At 47.2% G+C, this 22,950-nt stretch carries 21 protein-coding genes and 1 riboswitch; of the genes, 17 read left to right on the top strand and 4 right to left on the bottom strand.

Going from position 1 to position 22,950, the window contains the following annotated elements; all coding sequences use genetic code 11:
- Positions 1-51 precede the first annotated feature (51 nt).
- Positions 52-1,152, top strand: coding sequence for an LCP family protein (locus tag KNQ04_RS13930; protein WP_214851495.1), 1,101 nt, complete (start codon positions 52-54; stop codon positions 1,150-1,152).
- A gap of 720 nt (positions 1,153-1,872) precedes the next feature.
- Here the strand turns inward: KNQ04_RS13930 and phnF are convergent.
- Positions 1,873-2,607: a phosphonate metabolism transcriptional regulator PhnF gene (phnF, locus tag KNQ04_RS13925; protein WP_214851494.1), complete on the bottom strand. Its 735-nt coding sequence runs from the start codon at positions 2,605-2,607 to the stop codon at positions 1,873-1,875.
- A gap of 127 nt (positions 2,608-2,734) precedes the next feature.
- Here phnF and KNQ04_RS13920 point away from each other — a divergent pair, with 127 nt between their 5' ends.
- The 12 genes from KNQ04_RS13920 (at position 2,735) to lysA (ending at position 15,245) form a co-directional block, all read left to right on the top strand.
- Positions 2,735-3,883 carry an alanine--tRNA ligase-related protein gene (locus KNQ04_RS13920; protein ID WP_214851493.1) on the top strand — a complete coding sequence of 383 codons (1,149 nt, stop codon included), beginning with the start codon at positions 2,735-2,737 and terminating at the stop codon, positions 3,881-3,883.
- The gene (locus tag KNQ04_RS13915) at positions 3,880-4,308 is read left to right on the top strand and encodes a GNAT family N-acetyltransferase (protein WP_214851492.1); all 429 of its coding nucleotides are present in this window, start codon (positions 3,880-3,882) and stop codon (positions 4,306-4,308) included. Before KNQ04_RS13920 ends, KNQ04_RS13915 begins: the two co-directional genes overlap by 4 nt.
- Before the next feature lie 120 nt (positions 4,309-4,428).
- Positions 4,429-5,634 (top strand): argininosuccinate synthase, encoded by a 1,206-nt coding sequence (locus KNQ04_RS13910; RefSeq protein ID WP_214851491.1) that lies wholly within the window; start codon positions 4,429-4,431, stop codon positions 5,632-5,634.
- Positions 5,631-7,001 carry an argininosuccinate lyase gene (argH, locus tag KNQ04_RS13905; protein ID WP_214851490.1) on the top strand — a complete coding sequence of 457 codons (1,371 nt, stop codon included), beginning with the start codon at positions 5,631-5,633 and terminating at the stop codon, positions 6,999-7,001. Before KNQ04_RS13910 ends, argH begins: the two co-directional genes overlap by 4 nt.
- A 71-nt stretch (positions 7,002-7,072) precedes the next feature.
- Positions 7,073-7,251: riboswitch (Lysine riboswitch) on the top strand.
- 112 nt (positions 7,252-7,363) lie between these two features.
- A complete protein-coding gene (locus KNQ04_RS13900) occupies positions 7,364-8,563 on the top strand; it encodes an aspartate kinase (protein WP_214851489.1) in 1,200 nt (399 codons plus the stop codon).
- Positions 8,564-8,575: 12 nt separating this feature from the next.
- Positions 8,576-9,571 carry an aspartate-semialdehyde dehydrogenase gene (locus tag KNQ04_RS13895; protein ID WP_214851488.1) on the top strand — a complete coding sequence of 332 codons (996 nt, stop codon included), beginning with the start codon at positions 8,576-8,578 and terminating at the stop codon, positions 9,569-9,571.
- Between the two features lie 18 nt (positions 9,572-9,589).
- Complete coding sequence (gene dapA, locus KNQ04_RS13890) at positions 9,590-10,471, top strand: 4-hydroxy-tetrahydrodipicolinate synthase (protein ID WP_214851487.1); 882 nt, start codon at positions 9,590-9,592, stop codon at positions 10,469-10,471.
- A complete protein-coding gene (gene dapB / locus KNQ04_RS13885; protein ID WP_214851485.1) occupies positions 10,468-11,214 on the top strand; it encodes a 4-hydroxy-tetrahydrodipicolinate reductase in 747 nt (248 codons plus the stop codon). The genes dapA and dapB overlap by 4 nt, the downstream gene beginning before the upstream one ends.
- Positions 11,201-11,908, top strand: a complete 708-nt coding sequence (gene dapD, locus KNQ04_RS13880) for a 2,3,4,5-tetrahydropyridine-2,6-dicarboxylate N-acetyltransferase (RefSeq protein WP_214851483.1) — start codon at positions 11,201-11,203, stop codon at positions 11,906-11,908. The genes dapB and dapD overlap by 14 nt, the downstream gene beginning before the upstream one ends.
- Before the next feature lie 25 nt (positions 11,909-11,933).
- Positions 11,934-12,866, top strand: a complete 933-nt coding sequence (locus KNQ04_RS13875) for a branched-chain amino acid transaminase (protein ID WP_214851481.1) — start codon at positions 11,934-11,936, stop codon at positions 12,864-12,866.
- Positions 12,863-13,921: an alanine racemase gene (gene alr / locus KNQ04_RS13870; protein WP_214851479.1), complete on the top strand. Its 1,059-nt coding sequence runs from the start codon at positions 12,863-12,865 to the stop codon at positions 13,919-13,921. The genes KNQ04_RS13875 and alr overlap by 4 nt, the downstream gene beginning before the upstream one ends.
- 13 nt (positions 13,922-13,934) lie before the next feature.
- Positions 13,935-15,245 carry a diaminopimelate decarboxylase gene (lysA, locus tag KNQ04_RS13865; protein ID WP_214851477.1) on the top strand — a complete coding sequence of 437 codons (1,311 nt, stop codon included), beginning with the start codon at positions 13,935-13,937 and terminating at the stop codon, positions 15,243-15,245.
- Between the two features lie 84 nt (positions 15,246-15,329).
- Here lysA and KNQ04_RS13860 read toward each other — a convergent pair whose 3' ends face one another.
- A complete protein-coding gene (locus tag KNQ04_RS13860) occupies positions 15,330-16,529 on the bottom strand; it encodes a LysM peptidoglycan-binding domain-containing protein (RefSeq protein ID WP_214851474.1) in 1,200 nt (399 codons plus the stop codon).
- A gap of 192 nt (positions 16,530-16,721) precedes the next feature.
- On the opposite strand from KNQ04_RS13860, the gene KNQ04_RS13855 reads away from it, so the two are divergent.
- Together KNQ04_RS13855 and KNQ04_RS13850 are read left to right on the top strand one after the other, a co-directional pair.
- The gene (locus KNQ04_RS13855; protein ID WP_214851473.1) at positions 16,722-17,849 is read left to right on the top strand and encodes an ABC transporter ATP-binding protein; all 1,128 of its coding nucleotides are present in this window, start codon (positions 16,722-16,724) and stop codon (positions 17,847-17,849) included.
- On the top strand, positions 17,846-19,429 hold the full coding sequence (locus KNQ04_RS13850; protein WP_214851472.1) for an ABC transporter permease/substrate-binding protein: 1,584 nt from the start codon (positions 17,846-17,848) through the stop codon (positions 19,427-19,429). Before KNQ04_RS13855 ends, KNQ04_RS13850 begins: the two co-directional genes overlap by 4 nt.
- Before the next feature lie 132 nt (positions 19,430-19,561).
- Here KNQ04_RS13850 and KNQ04_RS13845 read toward each other — a convergent pair whose 3' ends face one another.
- Together KNQ04_RS13845 and KNQ04_RS13840 are read right to left on the bottom strand one after the other, a co-directional pair.
- Entirely contained in the window at positions 19,562-19,759 is a 198-nt protein-coding gene (locus tag KNQ04_RS13845; protein WP_214851471.1) for a hypothetical protein, read from the bottom strand.
- A gap of 108 nt (positions 19,760-19,867) precedes the next feature.
- The gene (locus KNQ04_RS13840; protein ID WP_214851470.1) at positions 19,868-20,407 is read right to left on the bottom strand and encodes a gamma carbonic anhydrase family protein; all 540 of its coding nucleotides are present in this window, start codon (positions 20,405-20,407) and stop codon (positions 19,868-19,870) included.
- A 128-nt stretch (positions 20,408-20,535) separates the two neighbouring features.
- Between KNQ04_RS13840 and ade the strand changes: the two genes are divergently transcribed.
- Complete coding sequence (gene ade / locus KNQ04_RS13835) at positions 20,536-22,272, top strand: adenine deaminase (protein WP_214851469.1); 1,737 nt, start codon at positions 20,536-20,538, stop codon at positions 22,270-22,272.
- Positions 22,273-22,519: 247 nt separating this feature from the next.
- Positions 22,520-22,777 (top strand): hypothetical protein, encoded by a 258-nt coding sequence (locus KNQ04_RS13830; RefSeq protein ID WP_214851467.1) that lies wholly within the window; start codon positions 22,520-22,522, stop codon positions 22,775-22,777.
- The last annotated feature ends 173 nt before the right edge of the window (positions 22,778-22,950 follow it).

Here is a 22,950-nt window from a genome sequence, read left to right as displayed (position 1 = left end):
TGGAGATTAGCGCACTTTACAGAAAATTTACGTGAAAATGAGGGCTTTAACATGCAAACGAGATCAGCAAGAAAGAAGCAACCGAGTGCTGGTAAGATGTTTATAAAAGTGTTAGCCGCACTTTTATTACTCGTAACAGTAATTGGTTCTGGTTATGCTGGAGCGGTTTTTATAAAAACACAAGAGACTTTAGCAAAAACGCAGATTACGATTCCCGGTTCAAAAGTCAGCTCGAAATATGATGATGTCCCGTCGGAATCCTTCTTGATTTTAGGGACGGACGAAACGAAAGCAAGTAAAGACCGGAAAGAACCGGCACGTTCTGATGTCATGATCGTCGGCATCCTAAACAAAAAAACAGAGCAGCTTGTTTTAACGAGTATTCCCCGTGATTCGCTCGTCAACATCGACTATTCAGATTATGACATCCCTTACGGAAAAACAGGGGTCGAACAAGATAAAATCACCCATGCCCATTACTTTGGTTCGATGGATAAATCGAGTTCTTATAATGGAATTAAACTGGCACGGGAGACGACTGAAAACTTACTTGGTATTCAAATCGATCACGTTGTCAAAGTCAATTTCCAAGGATTCGTTCAGTTGATTGACGCCTTGAATGGGGTGGACATCGACGTCCGTTATGCATTCAAAGAACAAGATTCTGCACGTAAAGCGGGTACGGTCACAGTCAAAAAAGGGATGCAACACTTAACGGGTGAACAAGCACTTGCGTACGTCCGTAACCGTCATGATGACCCACTCGGCGATATCGGTCGGGGACAAAAACAGATGCAGGTCATTCAAGCAGTAGCGAAAGAAGCAGCAAGCTTCCGTTCGCTTGGTGCCTACCGTGATATTTTAAATGCCGTTGGCGATAACGTCGAGACGAACCTTGGTCCGAACGACTATACGCGACTGGCAGACTTCACGTCGGCGCTTCAAAATACGACAGAGTATCAATTGGCTGGAGAAGGATATATTGGTGTCAGTGGCAAATGGGAATATCACTTAGACCCGAACCAGCTCGAACTCGTCAAAACGAATCTCGCCCAAGCGATGCAAGGGCAAGAGGTGTCACCGATTAAAGAGGAAACAAATCTTCCTGCAGAAACCGATCAAACGACTGAAACTGATTCGACGGTTCAATAAGTACGGGCTTAATGCTTGATGTGTGTAAAGGACCCTGCCGATTTTGCGGCAGGGTCCTTTCAGGCTGTAGACAACGTGCCATCGGGAGATCAAGCGTCTTTTTTCGTTGCTTTCCTCGGGCGAGGCGCAAGCCGTTGCTCCTTGATCCTAACGGACAAGAAGCAACGGCTTGCCTGCCTCTAAAAGTGCGCGAATCACGCACTTTTCCCCGTAGGAGTCAACGAAACGCGACGCTTTTTAGGTAACACTATGACGGAAAGCCAGTCATGAAGACGGTTTAGGGCGAAATCCGTCTCGATCCTGCAGCTTTGCTGTAGCGGCGTGATCGAATGCCGCTTTGAAGACGAGACAGGGAAGTGCGACCGGATTGTCTCTCGTGATCGCATGTTCCCGCTTCATAAGAGTTTGTCTACATGCTGAAAGGACCCTTCCGATTTTGCGACGGGGTCCTTTATTATTACTTTTTCGTTGACTCTAACATCAATCTGAGTGACGGACGGTTTTGTCTTTCCATGGGCGGTAGAAGAGAGAGGATAGGAGGCACTCGCTTCACGTGACTCCTACAGAAAAAACGCAGAATTTTGCGCTGGCAGACAAGCAAGACCCGACCTCCTATCCACTAAGGGCAGGAAATCGGGTCTTGTGTCTCATTTGAGAAAAGCATCTCTCCGAAAGAATAATTCCGTTTTGCGTTCTCTTCATCACATCCATGCACAACGGTTAGCGACGTCGTTCCATTTCAACAGTAAACGTATAACGGTCACCCCGATACGCTGAAATGACGTACTCGAACGGTTGATCGGTCGCAAGGAACGTCAACTGCTCGACGGACAAGACGGGGGCAGCCGTCGTTAAACCGAGATGTTGTGCTTCTTCTTTTGTCGCGAGGCGTGACTCGAACGTTTGCGTCGCGCGTCCGAGATCAAGTCCACTCGCTTCAGCAAAAGCATAGAGTGAAGCGGTCGCGACATCTTGATTTAACCCTGGCAGTAACTGTTCCGGGATATAAACAATCTCCAGCGCAAGCGCTTGTTCATCGGCGATCCGGAGTCGCTTCAATTCATAAACCTTCGCCCCTTCTCGAATCCCCAGCTTGTTCGCGATTGTCATTTCGGCTGTGATTAGCTGGTATGACAACAGTTCACTTGCAGGTTCAAGTCCTAAATGTTCCATCTCTTCCGAAAAACTGGTGAGTCCAGAAAGTTGCATGACGATTTTTTTGTTCGCGACGAATGTCCCGCGCCCTTTTTGACGAATCAAGTATCCGGCGTTCACAAGATTCGTAATCGCTTGGCGTACGGTCATCCGACTAATTTGATGGGCTTCGGCAAATTCACGTTCAGAAGGAATTAAATCGCCGGGTTGCAACATCCCGCCTTCGATTTGTTGTTTTAATGCAGCTTCAATTTGATAGTAGATTGGCAGTGGTGAGTTTTTATTGATGTGCTGAATCACGGCATTTCGTCCCTTCGCGGTCGATAGTCTTTCGTCTAGTGTACTAGGAAATGAACAAGTCGACAAACGATACTAGGCGAAATATGGCATAATAGCAAATGAATAGATTGAGAAAGGTGGGGTATACATGCGACTGGAGCAAATTTATCCTGCGGTCCGGAAGTTCGTGACACATGTGACGCAAATTAAACAAGAGCAGGGATACTGGGTTGCACTCGACGAAAGTTACTTTTACCCGGAGAGCGGTGGTCAGCCGGCAGACCGCGGGACATTAAACGGACTTGTGGTGCATGATGTTCAACTAACAGACGGCATCGTGTGGCATCAAATCGATCAACCGATCGAAGGTTCAGTGACAGGCCTTGTTGATGACGTCGTCCGGACGGATCATGCGGCGCAACATACGGCGCAACATGTCATCTCGGCGATTTTACAAGATGAATTCAATATCAAGACGTTAAGTTTTCGGACAGGGTCTGAAGAATCGACGCTCGACATTGAAACGGATGAATGGACTGCTGCGTTACAAACGCGTCTTGAAAAACGACTGCGTCAAGTCATCACTTCTGCGCTACCGATTACGGCAACTGAATACGATGAAGCAGCAGCGCTCGCCCTTCCGTTACGGAAAACACCCCAAGTGACGGGCAAAATCCGTGTCGTCCAAATCGGTGAACTGGATTATAGTGCCTGCGGAGGAACACACCTTGAATCGACAGCTGATTTAGAATTGATTGTCTTGACAGGGCAAGAGCGGATCCGCGGAAATATTCGTTTGATGTACGTCGCGAAGGATCGGGCGTTTGACTTGTTAGCTGCGAATCAACGCGTCTTACGTGAAACGGCACAAGCGCTATCTGCAAAAAAAGAGCGTGTTGCCCAAGCAGTTGAAGAATTGAAGCAAGATGTCGTTCGTTTGAACCGTGCAGTCGAATTAGTCCAAGATGCTCATATCAAAGCGGAACTGACACAACTACTTGCGTCATCGGACGACTGGATTTTCGTGAACCATGCAGAACAACACGTGTCGTTCTCTGAAAAAATGGTCAAAGCGATTGCGACAGCGGACCGGGTCGGTTTAGTTTGGAATGAACCCGCTAAAAAATTGTTGATGCAAGGGGCAAGTTCAATACATTTTGGAAAATTCGCCAAAACCCACTTGAAGACATTTAATGGACGAGGTGGCGGAAGCGAGCATGTCGCGCAAGCGATGTTTTTGACGCGTGATGATGCAATGGCATACATAGAACGGATGAAGGAGGAACAATCGAAATGACAGTGATTCAAGTAAAAACAGCAGAACAGCATCAAGCCGTCCGAATGATTCGGGAGCGTGTCTTCGTCGAAGAACAAGGCGTTCCACGGAATCTTGAATATGATACCCATGATGAAACAGCGATTCACTTGCTTGTCCTTGACGAACAAAACCGTCCTGTCGCGACAGGACGGACACGTCCGTACGACGATCAGCGGATGAAGGTCGAACGTGTCGCGACGCTGGCTGCGACACGCGGAAAAGGCTATGGTGGTGAACTGATGCGGGCGATGGAACGTATAGCACGTCGGGAAGGAAGAAGCATCTTGACGCTTGGTGCCCAAGTGCAAGCGATTCCCTTTTACCAAGGCTTAGGTTATAACATCATGTCGGACGAATTTGACGATGCCGGCATTCCGCACCGGACGATGGAAAAGAAAATTTAATGAATTTATTAAAAGAAATCCTTAAAAAAGGGTTTCTTTTTTTTGAAGTCTATGTATATATATAATTCATAATGAATTTTTATACAGAAAGATGAATTCGAAATCAGGGAGGAATTAATAATGACGAAACAAAAATTGATTTTAGCGTACTCTGGGGGACTTGATACATCGGTAGCGATCAAATGGTTGAGCAAGGATTATGATGTCGTCGCTTTATGTATGGACGTCGGTGAAGGGAAAGATTTGACCGTCATCAAAGAAAAAGCGTTGCTCGTCGGAGCCGTTGAATCGATCGTTCTTGATGTAAAAGAAGAGTTTGCGAATGACTTCGTCTTACCAGCACTTCAATACGGTGCTCACTACGAAGGTGCGTATCCACTGATTTCGGCACTGTCTCGCCCGTTGATCGCTGAAAAACTCGTCGAAGTGGCCCATCAACATGGCGCGACGGCCGTTGCACACGGTTGTACGGGAAAAGGAAATGACCAAGTCCGGTTTGAAGTTTCGGTCGCAGCACTTGATCCTTCACTTGAAGTCATCGCGCCGGTCCGGGAGTGGAAATGGTCACGTGAAGAGGAAATCGCGTATGCGAAAGACAACAACGTCCCGATCCCAATCAATCTCGACAGCCCGTACTCGATTGATATGAACCTTTGGGGACGGAGTAACGAATGTGGTGTCCTTGAAAACCCTTGGACAGAACCACCACAAGATGCATACGCACTGACGGTCGCACCGGAAGACGCACCGGATCAGGCAGAAGAAGTCATCATCGGTTTTGAAGCAGGTGTTCCGACTTCAATCAACGGAACAGTCTATCCACTGGCGAAGTTGATTACAGAACTCAACATCATCGCTGGGGCACATGGTGTCGGACGGATTGACCACGTCGAGAACCGTCTCGTCGGGATCAAATCACGGGAAGTCTATGAATGCCCAGGTGCAACGGTCTTGCTAAAAGCCCATGCCGCACTCGAAACCATCACATTGACGAAAGACGTCGCGCACTTCAAACCGATTTTAAGTCAACAATATGCAGAAACCATCTATAATGGGTTATTCCATGCACCGTTAACGAAAGGTCTGAAAGCATTTTTGAAAGCGACACAACAAGACGTCACGGGCGAAGTACGGGTCAAACTCTATAAAGGCAATGCGACGGTCACAGGACGTCAGTCACCGGTGTCACTTTATGATGAGAAGCTTGCGACATATACGAAAGAAGATGCCTTCGATCATGAAGCAGCGAAAGGATTCATTAAATTGCATGGTCTTGCGATTGCGACACACGCAAGTGTTCATCGGCAGGAAGGCGTGACAAAATGACGAAACTGTGGGGCGGACGGTTTACGGAAGGGGCTTCCGCTCAGGCTGAAGCGTTTGGGGCATCGATTTCATTCGACCAAAAGCTTGCGGCAGTTGATATAGAAGGAAGTCTCGCCCATGCCAACATGTTGTATCAACAAGGCATCTTAGAAGAAGCGGAATGGAAAAAAATCGAAGCGGGTCTCAACACATTACAGGACACGATTGGACAACATGTCTATTCGCTTGCAGATGAAGACATCCACATGAATCTCGAACGCTTGCTGACGGAACAAATCGGACCGGTCGCAGGGAAGTTGCATACGGCGAGAAGTCGGAACGACCAAGTCGCAACGGATTTACATTTATGGATGGAACAACATGTGCTTAATTTAATCGAAAGCCTACGCAACTTGCAGACGGTCATTACGGAACAGGCGGATGTACACGTCGAGACCGTCATGCCGGGGTATACCCACTTACAGCGGGCACAGCCGATTTCACTTGCGCATCATCTACTCGCGTATTTTTGGATGTTCGACCGTGACGTAGATCGACTGACGGATAATTTGAAACGGATTCGGATTTCGCCGCTCGGTGCAGGGGCACTCGCCGGGACGACATTCCCGATTGACCGGTTCAAGTCAGCGGAACTGCTCGGATTTGAGCACGTCTATCCGAATAGTCTGGATGCTGTATCGGACCGTGACTTCGTCATTGAATACCTTGGTATTGCTTCGACGGTCATGATGCACCTCTCACGTTTTTGTGAAGAAATCATCATCTGGGCATCGCAAGAATTTTCATTCATCGAATTATCAGATGCGTTTTCGACAGGCTCTAGCATGATGCCACAAAAGAAAAATCCGGATTTCGCTGAATTAATTCGTGGTAAAACAGGACGTGTCTATGGAAACCTGATGGGGTTCTTGACGACGATGAAGGCGTTACCGCTCGCTTACAATAAAGACATGCAAGAAGATAAAGAGGGTGTCTTTGATACAGCAGACACGGTTTTACAATCGGTTCAAATCTTCACAGGCATGCTCGAATCCGCTACGTTTAAGACAGAAGCGCTCAAGAAGGCGACAATGCAAGACTTCTCGAATGCAACGGAACTCGCAGATTATCTTGTCACAAAAGGCATCCCTTTCCGTGAAGCACATGAAATCGTTGGAAAAGCGGTTCTCCATTGTGTCCAGACGAATTGTTTCTTAAAAGATTTGACACTTGAAACGTACCAGACGTTCCATTCCGTCATCGCGGAAGATGTTTATCCGCTTCTCGATCCTGTCCAGGCTGTCGCACGACGCGGTAGCTATGGTGGAACCGGCTTTGCTGCCGTTTCCGTACAACTCGCTCAAGCAAAGTCGAAACTAACAGATTAACGGAAAAATGAAAAAATTTTAGCAAATGACTGGATTTAACAAAAGATGTTTGCTATAACTGTAACTAACAACCGACAGATAGAGGCGCGGATGACATCAGTAGCAACACTTATCAAGGCAAGCATGCCAAGTGATGTGAAAGGGGAAATCCGCCGAAGTGAACGAGGAAGATGCTTCTTCTCATTTGCTGGTACAACGGTTAAGATCCGTTGTACTGCCGAAACCCATGTTTCGGAGCGCTATCTTACGTAAAAGAACGATAGACTTTGTCTTCGTTTGTCCGATCGTGATAACGACGGGCCGTAGGAACGCTCCTACCGGCCCGTCGTTTTTTTCTGTTTCGGGACAAAGGAGATAGGATTGTGACAACTGTACTTAAATTTGGTGGTAGCTCGGTCGCGACTGTCGAACAGATTCAGTCAATTGCGAATTATTTGAAGAATCGAACAGAACAAGGGGAAAAGCTTGTCGTCGTCGTCTCGGCGATGGGCAAGATGACCGATTCATTGATTGCACAAGCACAAGCGATTACCGATCGACCGGAGCGCCGAGAATTGGACAGGCTGCTTGCGATCGGGGAAGAACAAACGATTTCGTTACTCAGCATCGCCTTGAATTCCGTAGGCGTTAAATCCTTATCACAAACAGGTGCACAGGCAGGAATCAGCACGATGGGGGTCCATACGAAAAGCAAGATCAAACAAATTGACGGAAACTTACTTCGAAAAAAACTCGACACGTATGACGTTGTCATCGTCGCCGGATTCCAAGGGGTGAATGAACTCGGGGATGTCACAACGCTTGGGCGTGGCGGATCAGACACGACGGCGGTCGCTTTAGCAGCAGTTCTCGACAAACGCTGTGAAATTTATACGGATGTGGATGGTGTCTATACAGCGGACCCGCGGATTCATCAAGCAGCACAGCCGATTCCACACATTTCATACGATGAGATGATGGAAATGAGTGCACTCGGCTCGAAAGTCATGGAGATGCGAAGTGTCGAACTCGGGAAAAAATACGGCGTGCATATCTTTGTTGGGAAAACACTTGAATCGGAAAGAGGGACTTGGATCATGGAGGCAACGGAAACGATGGAACAAAAAGCAGTCACGAGCGTCAGTGTAACGAAAAACGTTTTAACGGTTTCGATTAAACACGTCCCACAAACGAACGCAGCGGTTGCCGACATCTTTGAATTATTATCAAACCGTCATGTCAACATCGACATGATCAGTCAAACGACGTTCGATAGCGATGTGTTCCTTTCGTTCTCGTGTCCACTCGACGAAGAGGAATTTCTCGAAGAGGCGCTGAAGGATATCATCGACCGTTTTCCGACCGTTAAAGTCGATCGTCATAACGAGCATGCCAAGTTATCGGTCGTCGGCATCGGAATGCGTGACGCAACGGGCGTCGCGTCAAAATTATTTGCGACGTTCCGCGCGGAGAACATTACATTTTATCAAGTCACGACATCAGAAATCAGTATTTCTTATACAATCGCCCAGGCAGATATCGAACGGACAGTCGCAGCCATTGCGGATGCGTTCAGCCTGTAAGGAGGAATGAACATGTATCACGTAGCAGTCATCGGTGCGACAGGCGCCGTCGGACAAAAAATGTTACAAGTTTTGAAGGAACTCGATTTTCCAGTCGGTCAACTGTCGGCTTACGCTTCAGAACGATCAGCAGGAAAAGTCGTTTCGTTTAATGGAATGGACGTGACGATTACAGCTTTATCGGAAGACATCATCCATCACGGTATCGATGTCGCATTATTCGCAGCCGGTGGAGCTATCAGTGAACAGTATGCGCCATTACTTGCTGCATCAGGCACGCTGGTCGTCGACAATTCAAGTGCCTTCCGAATGCAGGCGGATATCCCACTCGTCGTGCCGGAAGTCAATCCGGAAGCGGTTAGCAGCACCAACCGACTGATTGCCAATCCGAACTGTTCGACGATTCAATCCGTCGTCGCCCTTGCCCCACTTAAACACTTAGGTTTTGAGCGGATCACCTATACAACCTATCAAGCGGTCTCGGGTTCTGGTCAAAAAGGAATCGAGGACTTGGCACGCGGCAGCCGCGGCGAAGAACCGGTCAACTATCCACATCCGATTCATGATAATATCTTGCCACATATCGATGTTTTCTTAGACGATGGGTACACGAAAGAAGAACAAAAAATGATTGACGAGACACGGAAGATTTTTAACCAACCGAACTTACCGGTCAGTGCGACATGTGTCCGTGTCCCCGTTACAAATTCGCATTCGGTCGCGATCAACGTGACGTTTTCAGACGAGACGACGGTCGAAGCGATTCGTACGGCACTTGCTGACACGCCCGGTGTCGTACTGGTCGATGATGTTTCACAAAATCAGTACCCAATGCCGCTTGATGCGAATGAAACGGACGACGTATACGTCGGACGGATTCGCCAAGACAACAGTCTCGCGAATACATTCCATCTGTGGTGTGTCGCCGATAACATTCGAAAAGGTGCAGCTTCAAATGCAGTCCAAGTTGCACGTCACGCTTTAGAAAATGCCATCCATTCTTCATAATCCAAGGAGGAATTTAACATGTTCAAAGGAGCAGGAACGGCCCTAGCGACACCATTCAATACAGCAGGGGAACTCGATTTAGTCGTTTTCGAACAACTGATTGAACAACAGCTTGCAGCCAATATTCAGGCGCTTGTCGTCGCTGGGACGACAGGGGAAGGATCGACGCTTTCGAGTGAAGAATTCGAGACATTACTTGAGACGGCCGTTCGTGTAACGGCAGGCCGTGTTCCGGTCATTGCCGGAACGGGAACGAACAACACAGCACAGACAATCGAAAAAACGAAAACAGCGCAGCGCCTCGGAGCTGACGCGGCGATGCTCGTGACACCGTATTACAATAAAACGTCGCAAGCAGGTTTGGTTGCTCACTTCACAGCGGTCGCAGATGCTGTCGAACTCCCGATCATGTTATACAACGTCCCTTCACGGACAGGCGTCGCAATCGCAGTTGAGACAGCCGTAACACTCGCAAAACACCCGAACATTCAAGCATTCAAGGAAGCGAGCGGTGACGTCAGCTTCATGGGTGAATTGATGACGGCACTTCCGGACGGGTTCGCCGTCTACTGTGGGAATGACGATCAAATCTTGCCATACATGGCGTGGGGAGCACAAGGGGTTATTTCGGTCTTATCGAACCCCTATCCGGCAGAAACACAAGCGCTTGCAGAAGCGATGCTCGCGAACGATTTAACGACGGCACGTCGCATCCAAAGTGATTTAATGTCGGTCATCGCCGCCATCTTTAGTGACGTCAACCCGATTCCGGTCAAAGCAGCGCTCGAGGAGCTTGGTTTTGCAGTTGGTGCACCACGCTTGCCGCTCGTTCGCCAATCGGAAGCCGGACATGCACACTTGCTCGAGACGATGCATGCCTATAAAGGAGTGGTTCGATGAAGCTTGCCATTCATGGATATGGTGCGACGGGGCACTATGTTGAGGAATTGGCACCATCTGAAGTCGTTGCTGTCATCGATCGGACGAAGTCAGCAGAAAAAGTGCCGTCGTATCAAACCGTGTCTGAGTTGACGGAAGAAGTGGATGCAATCATCGACTTCTCGCACCCAAGCTTACTACCAGATTTACTGGCGTATGGTCTCAAAACGAAAACACCGCTCGTCATCGCGACGACCGGGTTTTCTGCAGCCGAGTTACAAACGATTAAAGACGCTTCGACCGAGATTCCGATTTTTCAGTCGTACAACATGTCGTTCGGGATCGCGATGATGCAGCAACTGCTACAGGTGCTCGTACCACTCGCGAGTTCGTTTGACATCGAGCTGTTAGAAAAACACCATAATCAAAAAGTCGATGCACCGAGTGGGACGGCAGAACTCTTGTTGCGGACGATTCAAGAACTCCGTGACGTCCAGCCGGTCTACGAACGTGAATCGACACGGGAGAAACGCCAAGTTTCTGAAATCGGGATGCACTCGATGCGTGGCGGAACGATTTTCGGTGAACATGAAGTGTTGTTCGCCGGGGTCGATGAATTGATTGAAATCAAGCACACAGCGTTATCAAAAAAAGTATTTGCTTCAGGTGCGATTAAAGCAGCCGAAGCACTCATTCAAAAATCGGCGGGACTCTACACATTAGAGACGCTCTACTCACAGGAGGATTCACATGTTATTAACTGATGCTTACGAAATCGCGAAATTCATTAAAGATGCTAAAAAACAAACACCGGTCAAACTTTACGTCAACGGCGATTTAGCGGGCTTGACGATTGAAGGGGCGACTGCTTTCGGATCAGATGAGTCAAAAATTTTCTTTGCCGATGCAGGACTTGCTGCGACTTTCTTAGAAAAGTACTCAGACCAGATCACGGACGTCCACGTCGAATATGACCGTCGGAACAGTGCTGTACCGATGCTTGATACACGTCATTTGAACGCGCGTATCGAGCCGGGTTCATGGATTCGCGACCATGTCGTCATCGGCGATAACGCCGTCATCATGATGGGGGCAATCATCAATATCGGTGCATCGATCGGAGATGGTACAATGATTGATATGAATGCCGTCGTCGGAGCACGTGGGACAATCGGGAAAAACGTTCATGTCGGCGCAGGTGCCGTGGTTGCAGGTGTCCTTGAGCCACCTTCAAAAACACCGGTCATCATCGAAGACGGTGTCTTGATCGGAGCGAATGCCGTCATCTTAGAAGGTGTCCGCGTCGGGAAAGATGCGGTTGTCGCAGCAGGCAGTGTCGTCACAGAAGACGTCCCTGCAGGTAGCGTCGTCGCTGGTATGCCAGCACGCGTCATCAAACAGAAAGACGAAAAAACAGCAGAGAAGACGCAATTAGTGGATGATTTACGTTCACTCTGATTGACGTCGAAGAGGAGGAAAACACATGGCAGTGGATACACAGTATGGTGAAGCGATTTGGTTAGACGGGATTTTTCATGATCCAAAAGAAGCGAATACGAGCGTCATGTCACACGCGATTCATTACGGAAGCGGATTTTTCGAAGGGATTCGTGCCTACGCGACGCCTGACGGTCCGGCAATTTTCCAATTGACGGAACACATCGAACGTCTGTTCCGGAGTTGCGCGTTCTATCACGTCACGATTCCATATACAGTGGAAGAACTTGTCCAAGCGACGATTGATCTCGTTGCGAAAAATGGCTTTGAGTCTTGTTACATTCGTCCATTCGTTTTCCTCGGAACACCGTGGCAAGCCTTGATGGCAAAAGATACGACGGTCCACGTCGGAATCTCGTGCTGGGAACTTGGTGAGTACTTCGATAAAGGTGTCGGCATTCGTGCGAAAGTCGCTTCTTATCGTCGGGTATCGTCAACGATGATGCCGATGCAGGCAAAAGCTGCTGCCAACTATATGAACTCACAACTTTTAAAAGGCGAAGCCCTTCGTGATGGATTTGACGAGGCGATTGCTCTTGATATGAACGGTAATGTCAGTGAGGCGAGCGTCGCGAACTTATTCATGTTGAAAAACGGGACAATCTACACGCCGTCACTCGACTGTTCTGTCCTTGACGGCATCACGCGCCAAGTCATCATGCGCCTCGCGCAAGATCAAGGGTACCCAGTCGTCGAACGCCATATCGGGCGTGACGAACTGTATGTCGCAGACGAAATCTTCTTAACAGGGACGGCGGCAGAAATCACGAGTGTTGGTGAAATCGACCATATTACAATCAACGGCGGAACACGGGCTGTCGCGGATGAATTGCTCGAGCTTTACCGACAAGCGGTCTCAGGACAACTTCCACAATATGCGGACTGGTTGACACACGTCACACCAGCGGTAGCTGAATGAATACACGGACACGCGTCACAATCGATCGGGAAGCGGTGCGACAAAATGTCGCATCGGTTTTCGCCCGGTCACAAAAACAGATTTTCGCCGTGGTGAAGAACAATGCTTATAACTTAGGAATGCTTGAAATGGTCGGGACATTGATGGAAGCAGGCGTGCGTCATTTTGCGGTTGCTGAAGTCTATGAGGCAATTGAAATTAAAACGAATTTTCCAGACAGTTATGTCTTAGCGATGAATCCGGCGACTCAGTTCGAGGCGGTCCGGGACTATGACATCGCACTTGGAATCCCATCGGTGGATTGGTTGAAGCATCATCAAGCAGACCTCTCGAACATCGAACTCCATTTAAAGGTCAATGTCGGGATGAATCGTTTTGGTGTCAGTTCACTCGAAGAAGCACAGGCAGTGCTTGAAGTGGTGCAGGAGCAACAACTCCGTTTGACAGGTCTTTACACACACTTCCCACTTGCTGACGAGCCGGGAGCGGACCATGATGGACAAGTCGAGCGTTTCTTAGCGATTGCGAACGTCATACGAGAGCAGCATACATTTACGTATGTGCATGCTGAAAATAGCGCAACGATCGTCAAACATGACGAACGACTCGCCTTTTGCAACTATGTCCGTCCCGGTATCTTTTTATTCGGCTATTCACCAATCGAAAAGATGGACTGGTTAGTCCCATCATTACGGATGATGACAGAAGTCGTCGAAATCCGTGAAGTGGCGGCAGGTGAACACGTCGGGTACGGGACGTCATATACGACGGAACAACCACTTCGTGTCGCCGTCTTACCTGTCGGCTATGGCGATGGGGTAGTCCGGGGGCGATCGGCGTTGCCTGTGTTGATTCACGGGAAACCGTATTCAATCATTAGTAAATTATTCATGAGTCATACGTTCGTCGCCGTCGATTCGACGGTTGAGGTCGGGGATGAAGTCGTCCTATATGGAGACGGAATTGAAATCGATGACATCACACGGACGGGTACGGCAAATAATTCGGAGCAAATGTGTGCCCGGTCTTGGCGGCTGGAACACCGTTATCTATAAGGAGGAACTATTTATGTACGGAAGCTCGTATTTAACGGAACAAGACAACACACTTCAAATCGATGGTGTCGCAGCGACAGACTTAGCAGCACAATATGGAACACCCCTTTATGTGATGGCGGAGCGTGAACTGACAGACCGTTTAGCGACCGTACGTGATAGTTTCTTAACGAAGTATCCGAATACGTATGCTTCATTTGCCTCAAAAGCGTTGACGATTGGTGCTGTCTATCAGCAAGTCGTACGGCACGGACTCGGAATCGATGTCGTGACGGGTGGCGAACTTTACATCGCGCGTCAAGCGGGCGTACCGGCAGAACGTATTTATTTCCATGGTTCGAACAAATCGACGCAGGACTTGAAGTATGCCGTCGAAGAAGGGGTCGGGAAAATCGTCATCGATCATTACGGTGAGATTGCGCAACTTGAACAAATTGCCGCGGATGCTTGTCAGACGGTGAATGTATTAATCCGTATCGTTCCCCAAGTCATCGGTGGAGCCCATACGAAAATCCAAACAGGTGGCGTCGATACGAAATTCGGATTCTCGACCCATGACGACTCGTATCTGGAAGCCGTTCGCGCAATTCTCGCGTCGGAACATCTTGTCCTGCTCGGTATTCATTGTCACGTCGGATCACAAATTCAAGATTTGACTTTGTTTGAGCGGACAGCGCGGACGATGATGGGGTTCGTCGAAACGATTCGTCAGGAAACGGAATTTACGGCAAGCGAAGTAAATATCGGCGGTGGGTTCGGGATCGCCTATACGAAAGATGACGTCCCGCTAAATTTTGAACAAACGATGGAGCAGGTCATGACGATCATTGAAGAAGAGTCGACACGCCTCGGGATCGAACGCCCGCGGATCGGGATTGAACCAGGACGATGGGTCGTCGCGAATGCAGGCACGACGCTTTATACGGTCGGGGCGATTAAAGAAGTGCAAGGAGTCCGAACGTATTTGTCTGTCGACGGGGGTATGGCAGACAATATCCGTCCTGCCCTGTACGGTGCAGTCTACGAAACAGTCATCGCAAGCCGCATGACAGGAACGCTTCGTGAGGTGACAGTCGTCGGAGCAGCTTGCGAATCAGGTGATTTAGTCGCAGAAAAAGCGCAATTGGCAGAACCGGCAAGCGGTGATACGCTTGCTGTCTTCGGAACGGGTGCCTATAATTTCTCGATGGCGAGTAACTATAATCAATTTCTGCGTCCTGCCGTCATCTTCGTTAATCAAGGGGAAACGCGTGAAGTCGTCCGGCGACAAACGTATGCGGATCTTGTCGCATGTGACCTCAATCTAGAAAACATACGCTCTTAATAAACAACAAGCCTTCCGTGTCGAACTGGACACGGAAGGCTTGTTGTTTAGTTTGCAGAAAATAAGTTTATTCCCTTAAACGTTTTATTTTGAAGGGATGATCAATAGTTGTCCGGCCGAAATCAAATTGATATTCGTAATCTTATTCGCTGCTGCGAGTGAACTGACCGTTACATTGTACTTACTGGCAATCGCATAAAGCGTATCCCCGCTTTTGACGGTGTAGGAAGTCACAGTCGGTGGAGGTGTTGTTGACGTACCGGGAATTTTCAACACTTGTCCGACCGAAATCAAATTGAGGTTGGTGATGTTGTTTGCCGAAGCGAGTGCACTGACGGAAACGTCGTACTTCCGAGCGATAGAATAGAGCGTATCCCCACTTTTGACGGTATAAGAAGTCGTTGAGGTTGGTGGAGGTGTTGTCGACGTACCAGGAATCGTCAAGACTTGACCGACCGAAATTAGATTGAGATTGGTAATATTGTTTGCTTTAGCGAGAGCTGTAACAGAGACATTATAAAGGTTTGCGATTTTATACAATGTGTCGCCTGACTTGACCGTATACGTTTTTCCACCAGATGAAGGAAGCTGTAGTAGTTCAGAAATAGTGACGAACGTATATCCCTTTGCTTTGAGTTGCGAAATCATCGAAGGAAGGGCGGTCGTCGTACCGGATGCACCAGCACCCGTATGCATTAAAATGATTGATCCTGGTACGATATTTGGGATGACACGGTTTAAAATCGCAGTGGAACTAATCCCTTTCCAGTCTGTCGTATCGATGTTCCATTGAATCGTTTTCGTGTAACCGGCATTACCGACGGCTGCTAAGACAGCACTGTTGCTTGCACCGAATGGGGCACGAAAAATAGGTTTTGTCGTCCGACCGGTTAATGCGTTAATCTGACTTTCGGTTCGTGTCAATTCACTTGTCATTTGACTGGCAGTTAGAGTCGTGAAATCGGGGTGACTGTAAGAGTGATTTCCGATTTGGTGTGTCGGTGTTGTAATTGCGATATTTTTAATCGATTGTGGGTGATTCGCAGCACCAACACCGGTCAGGAAGAAGGTTGCTTTGACGTTGTTACTTTTTAAGATACTCAGAATTTTAGCGATATTTGTCCCATCGGACCCGTCATCAAACGTCAATGCGACCACTTTACTCGTCGTCGAGCCTTTCGTGACAAACGTCGAGCTAGCCGCTTCGACTGGTGATTGATAACTAGACAATGGAATGAACAGAAGTAGCAAAACGATTAGAAGTCGAAGCCATGTTTTCCCCATCGTGATTCCCTCCCTTTCAGTCAGCTGACTCAGCGGGCATCTCTCTACTTAGGATTACCCTTTTTTAATAAAAAAACCTATTATTTTCCCCTTTATTTAAGAAATGAAACAAAAAAACGAAAAAAATTGTTTGAATTTGAAAACATTAGGGAAATGATAATATATGGAAATAATAAAAGGAGTGAAGTATGGATGATCGAATTTAAAAATGTCGGGAAGCAGTTTAAGGACAATGTTGTCTTAAAAGGCTTAACGCTAGAAATCAAAGAAGGCGAACTCGTTGTGTTCATCGGTCCGAGTGGCTGTGGGAAAACAACGTCACTTAAGATGATTAATCGTTTGATTGAACCGTCTTCAGGAACGATTTTAGTCAACGGAAAAGACATCATGAAGACAGATACGATTGAACTGAGACGTCATATGGGATATGTCATTCAACAGACTGGATTGTTCCCACATATGACGGTCCGTGAAAATATTCAATTGATTGCCGGTCTGGAAGGAAAAGATCATGACCAGATGGACCTCCGGACGGAAGAGTTACTACAAATGGTCGGGCTCGACCCGAACCAATTCATTGATCGTTACCCGAGTGAACTGAGTGGTGGACAACAACAGCGCGTTGGTTTTGCCCGCGCCTTGATGAATGACCCAGATGTCATTTTGATGGATGAACCGTTTAGTGCGTTAGACCCCGTTACCCGTAATGACCTTCAAGAAGAATTATTTAACCTCCAAGAAGAAGTGAAAAAAACGATTGTGTTCGTCACCCATGATATGGATGAAGCGATTAAGTTAGCCGATCGGATTTGTATCATGCGTGATGGGGAAATTGTTCAATTCGATACACCGGAAGAAATTTTACGTCACCCGAAAGATGAATATGTCGAATCGTTTATCGGTAAAAATAAAATTTGGAGTAGTCCTGCCTTTATCAAAGCAGAAGATATCATGATTGAGGATCCCGTTTCAATCAGTGGGAAACGGACGTTACTGCAAGGAATTGAAATCATGCGTGGACGTAAAGTCGATAGTCTGTTGATTACGGACCGTGACCGGATACTGCAAGGAATCGTCAAACTAAAAAATATCCAAACCGTTTCAGATAAAAGTCAACGCATCGAAGAAATCATGGAAGGCGAACTCGTCGCCGTTGATGAACAGGATTCATTGCTCGATGTATTAGAAGTGATGAACCACGAAGAGACAGGGTACTTACCTGTTACGAACAAAGCCGGCCAACTACGCGGCTTGATTACACGAAGTAGCTTGCTTTCCGTCTTGAGTGAGCAGTTCATTCAGGAGGAGGAAGTGCAATGAGTGGTTTTTTTGATTATGTAACAAATAATACCGATCAAATTTTAAATCTATTACTCGAACATTTACAATTAACCGTGTTTGCCGTCGTCATCGCCGTCGTGTTAGGGATTCCAATCGGGATTTTGATTACCCGGTATCAACGATTCGCAAAACCCGTTCTCGCCTTGACGAGCGTCGTTCAAGCGGTACCGAGCCTTGCTTTGCTTGGTTTCTTGATTCCGTTCATCGGGATTGGTTCGACACCCGCAATCATCATGGTCGTCCTTTATTCTTTATTACCAATCGTTAAAAACACGTATACGGGTCTCTCGAGTATTCCGGGAGATATGCTTGAAGCGGCAAAAGGGATTGGTTTGACAGAACGTCAGATTCTAGGGAAAGTCCAAATTCCGCTCGCCTTACCAATCATGATGGCAGGGATTCGGATTTCCGCTGTAACAGCGGTCGGATTAATGACGATTTCTGCTTTCATCGGTGCCGGTGGACTCGGATATCTTGTCTTCTCTGGGATTCAAACGGTAGATAACAACCAGATTCTCGCTGGTGCGATTCCAGCTGGTATTTTAGCACTTGCGATTGACTTCATTGTCAGTCGGATTGAGTACTCGGTTGCGCCGAACGGCATTCCGCTTGCTGACGGTCGTGTTAAAAACCGGAAACGTAAACGTCGTCAAGCGATGTCTGCTGCTAAAAAAATCGCCATCGCAAGTATCGTTGTTCTATTAATTGCTGGAACCGTTGCATATTCGTTTTTGAAGCCGGATAAAATCGTCATCGGTTCAAAAAACTTTACGGAACAATTGATTTTAGGGAATATGTTAGCTGATTTAATCGAAGATAAAACAGATTTAGAAGTTGAGCGCCAATTAAACCTTGGTGGAACAAAAGTCGCCTACGGTGCGCTCGAGACCGGTGAAATTGATGCGTACGTCGAATACACTGGAACGCTTTTGATTGATGTCCTGAAACAAGGCGTTGAAACCGATCCGGAAGCGGTCTATGCGAAAGTACAAAAAATGATTCCGGCGAAAAGTCAGGTCGATGTCCTTGACCCAATCGGTTTTAATAACACCTATGCGTTAGCGATGACAAAAGAAGATGTCGAGAAGTATGACTTAAAAACAGTTTCCGATATGTCTGCCGTCAGTAACCGGTTGATTCTTGGTTCGACGATTGAGTTCGCGAACCGTGAAGATGGGTACCTTGGGTTGAAGAAAAAATACCCAGACATGAAGTTTAAAGATGTTCAACCCGTTGATGGCGGACTCCGTTATACGGCATTGACGAATGGTAAAACGAACGTCATCGATAGTTTCTCGACAGATGGACTATTGAAGAAATTTGATTTGACGGTCCTCGAAGATGATAAAGAATTTTTCCCACCGTATTATGCAGTTCCAATCGTTCGTCAAGAAACACTGGAGGAACACCCAGAACTAAAAGAAGTCCTTAATTTATTAAAAGATAAAATTACGGATGAAAAAATGCAAGAATTGAACTATAAGGCGGATGTCGAGAAGGAACGTCCTGAAGATGTCGCGCGTGAATTCTTGATTGAAGAAGGCATGATTAAAAAATAACAAAAATAGAGCCGAGGCGGGAATCCGCTTCGGCTCTTTATATGCGCGCTGACGCGCTATATCGTTTTGGAAAATAAGATCATTATTTTTTGATTCGATTAGCGAGCCAAGCGCGAACAGTGTTTTGCTGAATCATACACGTTCTTCCTCTCTTAGTTGAGTTAGTGCTGAACTGAAAGATTTTTGCTCGGCATCGTTAACGATACGCTCTTTAACTTCCATTGTCAACCAATCTGTTTCATATTCTGGTAATGTAGGAAGACCGTAACTCGGGTTGTTCGTCGATGAAAATAAATCCGACATCAATCGTTCTTCGAATAATGGAATCATGTTGCATCCCCCTCAATTTCGATTCATGTACTACACCTTTAGTGTAAGGGGAACATGTAAACAAAGAAGAGGAGAAATGTTAAAAACAGGTGAACTTTGTAAACGTTTTCACAAGGTTGTCATATCTTCAGACAATGGCGTGCAACTTTCCGCATACTGTTGTCCACGTTTGATATATTTTTTGACCGTCCGCTCCATGATGAACCGGTCGTGATCATTGATTTCACGAATGACTTTTGCCGGAACACCCATGACAAGTGAATTCGGTGGAACGACCATCTTTGGCGGGACGAGGCTACCTGCAGCAACGAACGAACCGGTCCCGATTTCTGCTTCATCTAAAATCGTTGCGGACATGCCGATCAATGCCCCTTTGCGAATGATTCCCCCATGAATCATCGCCATGTGTCCAATCGTGACATCGTCCTCGATGATCGTCGAATACTCTTCATATTGATGAATCATCGAACCATCTTGAATGTTGACCCGTTCCCCGATTGAGATCAGTCCTTCATCACCACGGATGACGGTATTGAACCAGACGCTTGAGTCTTTTCCAATCTCGACTTCACCGATGACTTTTGCACCGTCTGCGATATATACGCTTGGGTCGACCTTTGGAATTAAGTTTCCGACGCGGTATTTCATAAACAATTGCCCTCACTTTCGTTTCATAATGTTCTCTTTTATCTTGAACTGCCGAAAAATAAATTGCAACTGCTTACAATCTAATTGTAAGATGGTAAAAATACCGGTCATTATTAGGAGGCAATAGGATGGATACTACAGTTCGGGCACGACTTATCGCGATTGCGGCAAAAAAACAGAAAGCGGCAATCGTCTATAAGAACATTCAAGTCATCGATGTGATGACTCGTGAAACCTATCATGCAGATGTCGCAGTCGATTCAGGCTACATCGCAGCTGTCGGGGACGGCTATGAAGGGGAACGGACGATCGATGGGACGGATCAATATATCGCACCGAGTTTCATCGATGGACATGTCCATATCGAATCTTCGATGGTGACACCAAGTGAATATGAACAGGCCATCTTGCCGCTTGGCGTAACGACGGTGATCGCTGATCCGCACGAAATCGCTAACGTCAAAGGTGCGGATGGTCTCCAGTTCATGTTAGATGACGCAGAACAGCTTCGTCTTGACGTTCGGATGATGTTACCGAGCTGTGTCCCCGCGACATCGTTCGAGCATGCTGGAGCGTCGTTAGATGCTTCGGACTTAGCACCGTTCGTCAACCATCCTGGTGTCCATGGCTTAGGGGAAGTGATGGATTACCCGGCAGTCGAACGTGCCGATACGGACATGTTGAAAAAAATTGAGCAGATTGAGGCAGCAGGGAAACTCGTTGATGGTCATGCAGCGGGACTCGGTGCACGAGAAGTCAATATCTACGGGGTTGCCGGCATCCGGACAGATCATGAAGCAGTCACAAAAGACGACGCAATCGTCCGTGCACGAAGAGGGCTTTACGTCGAAGTTCGTGAAGGGTCGGCCGCGCGGAACTTAAAAGAAGTCCTTCAGGCAGTGACGGAAAGCAATGCCAGTCGTTTCTTATTTTGTACCGATGATAAGCATTTAGATGATACGTTACGTGAAGGAACGATTGACTATAACATTCGTTATGCAATTGAGCATGGCATTAAGCGGGAAACGGCATATGCGATGGCATCACTCCATGCAGCAAATGCGTATCAGTTGAATGACCGTGGAGCAATCGTCCCCGGACGTCGTGCTGATTTTGTCTTATTGACAGATGCGGACCAGGTCACAATCAGTGAGGTGTTCGTCAAAGGAGAACGCGTCGCGCAAGAGGGGAAAACGATTGTTTCATCTCCGAAAATCACTGTCCCAGCGAACTTACGGGGCGAATTGAATACGAAACCGATCACGGATGCCGTGTTCGAACTCCCGCTTGCGCATCCGAAAGCAAACGTGATTGGAATCATTCCGAAAAGCATCGTCACGGATCACCTCGTTTTAGATGTTCCGCTTGTTGATGGGAAATTCATTCAAGATCCGGAACAAGATTTGTTGAAGATTGCTGTCATTGAACGGCATAACGGAACAGACTTCTCGGCAGTCGGAATCGTCCGTGGATTCAAAATGAAGCGGGGGGCAATTGCTGCGACCGTCGCCCATGATTCACATAACCTCGTTGTCGTCGGAGTGACGGATGCAGAAATGAAACTGGCTGCAGAACGCCTCGTCAAAGCAGGGGGAGGGGTGATTGCCGTCGATAGAGAAGAGGTTTTAGCAGAGCTTCCACTGGAGATTGCTGGATTGATGACCAGTCGACCGTTCCAAGAAGTCGGAGATACGTTAGAGAAACTCAACGATGCCTTGGATCGATTAGAGGCGGACCGTTCATTTAATCCGTATTTGACGATGTCGTTCCTCTGTCTTCCCGTCATTCCGAACTTGAAGTTGACGGATAGTGGATTGTTCGACGTCAAAACGTTCCAACACATCGATACACAAGTTTCCGAGTAACCGACGGAATTCCAAAATCGACCGATTTCCCGCAAAAATTCGGGAAGCGGTCGATTTTTCAATCGCTCTAACGGAATCCCATCATTCGTTTACAATTTGTTATTGAATCTTAATATTTTCGGAGTTGAATCATTATTTAATCCTTGTTATAGTTGGTCTTATATTATTTGTGAGAAACCTCACTTTAGGTGAAACCTTTAGCAAAGGGGATTCGTAAATAATAAGGGAAAAAGAAAGGAAGGATTCAATGGACAAAACATATTTCGAAGGACATGAAGCCTTGATTGCAACGGTCTATCGCGCGTTCATCGACCAGTTTCAAGATTTACCGGAACGACGGAGAACAAAACGACAACTAAGAAATCTTGCATTCTCTGTCATCCGCCAAGCCGGTCCGACGTATGAGGAACGGACAGTCTTGTATGAATTTTTCGCTGAGTTCTTCCGTGCAGTAGAAGAAGGACAGCATGAAAAAATCGAATTTTATAAACAAATCGCACAGTAAAGACCCCAGACGGCTCCGGCAGAAGGGGTCTTTGTTGTTTCTAAATGACGAATTGTAATATTAAGTGCAACACCTAGGAGAAAACACAAAAAAACCCATAACGACCTCGTGTAGAATAAAGCTACCACACCACATTCAACGGAGGATTCGTTATGAGCTATGTTCATCTTACC

The sequence above is a fragment of the Exiguobacterium sp. s193 genome (genome assembly GCF_018618755.1).
GTDB lineage: Bacteria > Bacillota > Bacilli > Exiguobacteriales > Exiguobacteriaceae > Exiguobacterium_A.
Note: the sequence above shows the minus strand (reverse complement) of the source record. Positions and strands in the feature narration are given on the sequence as shown.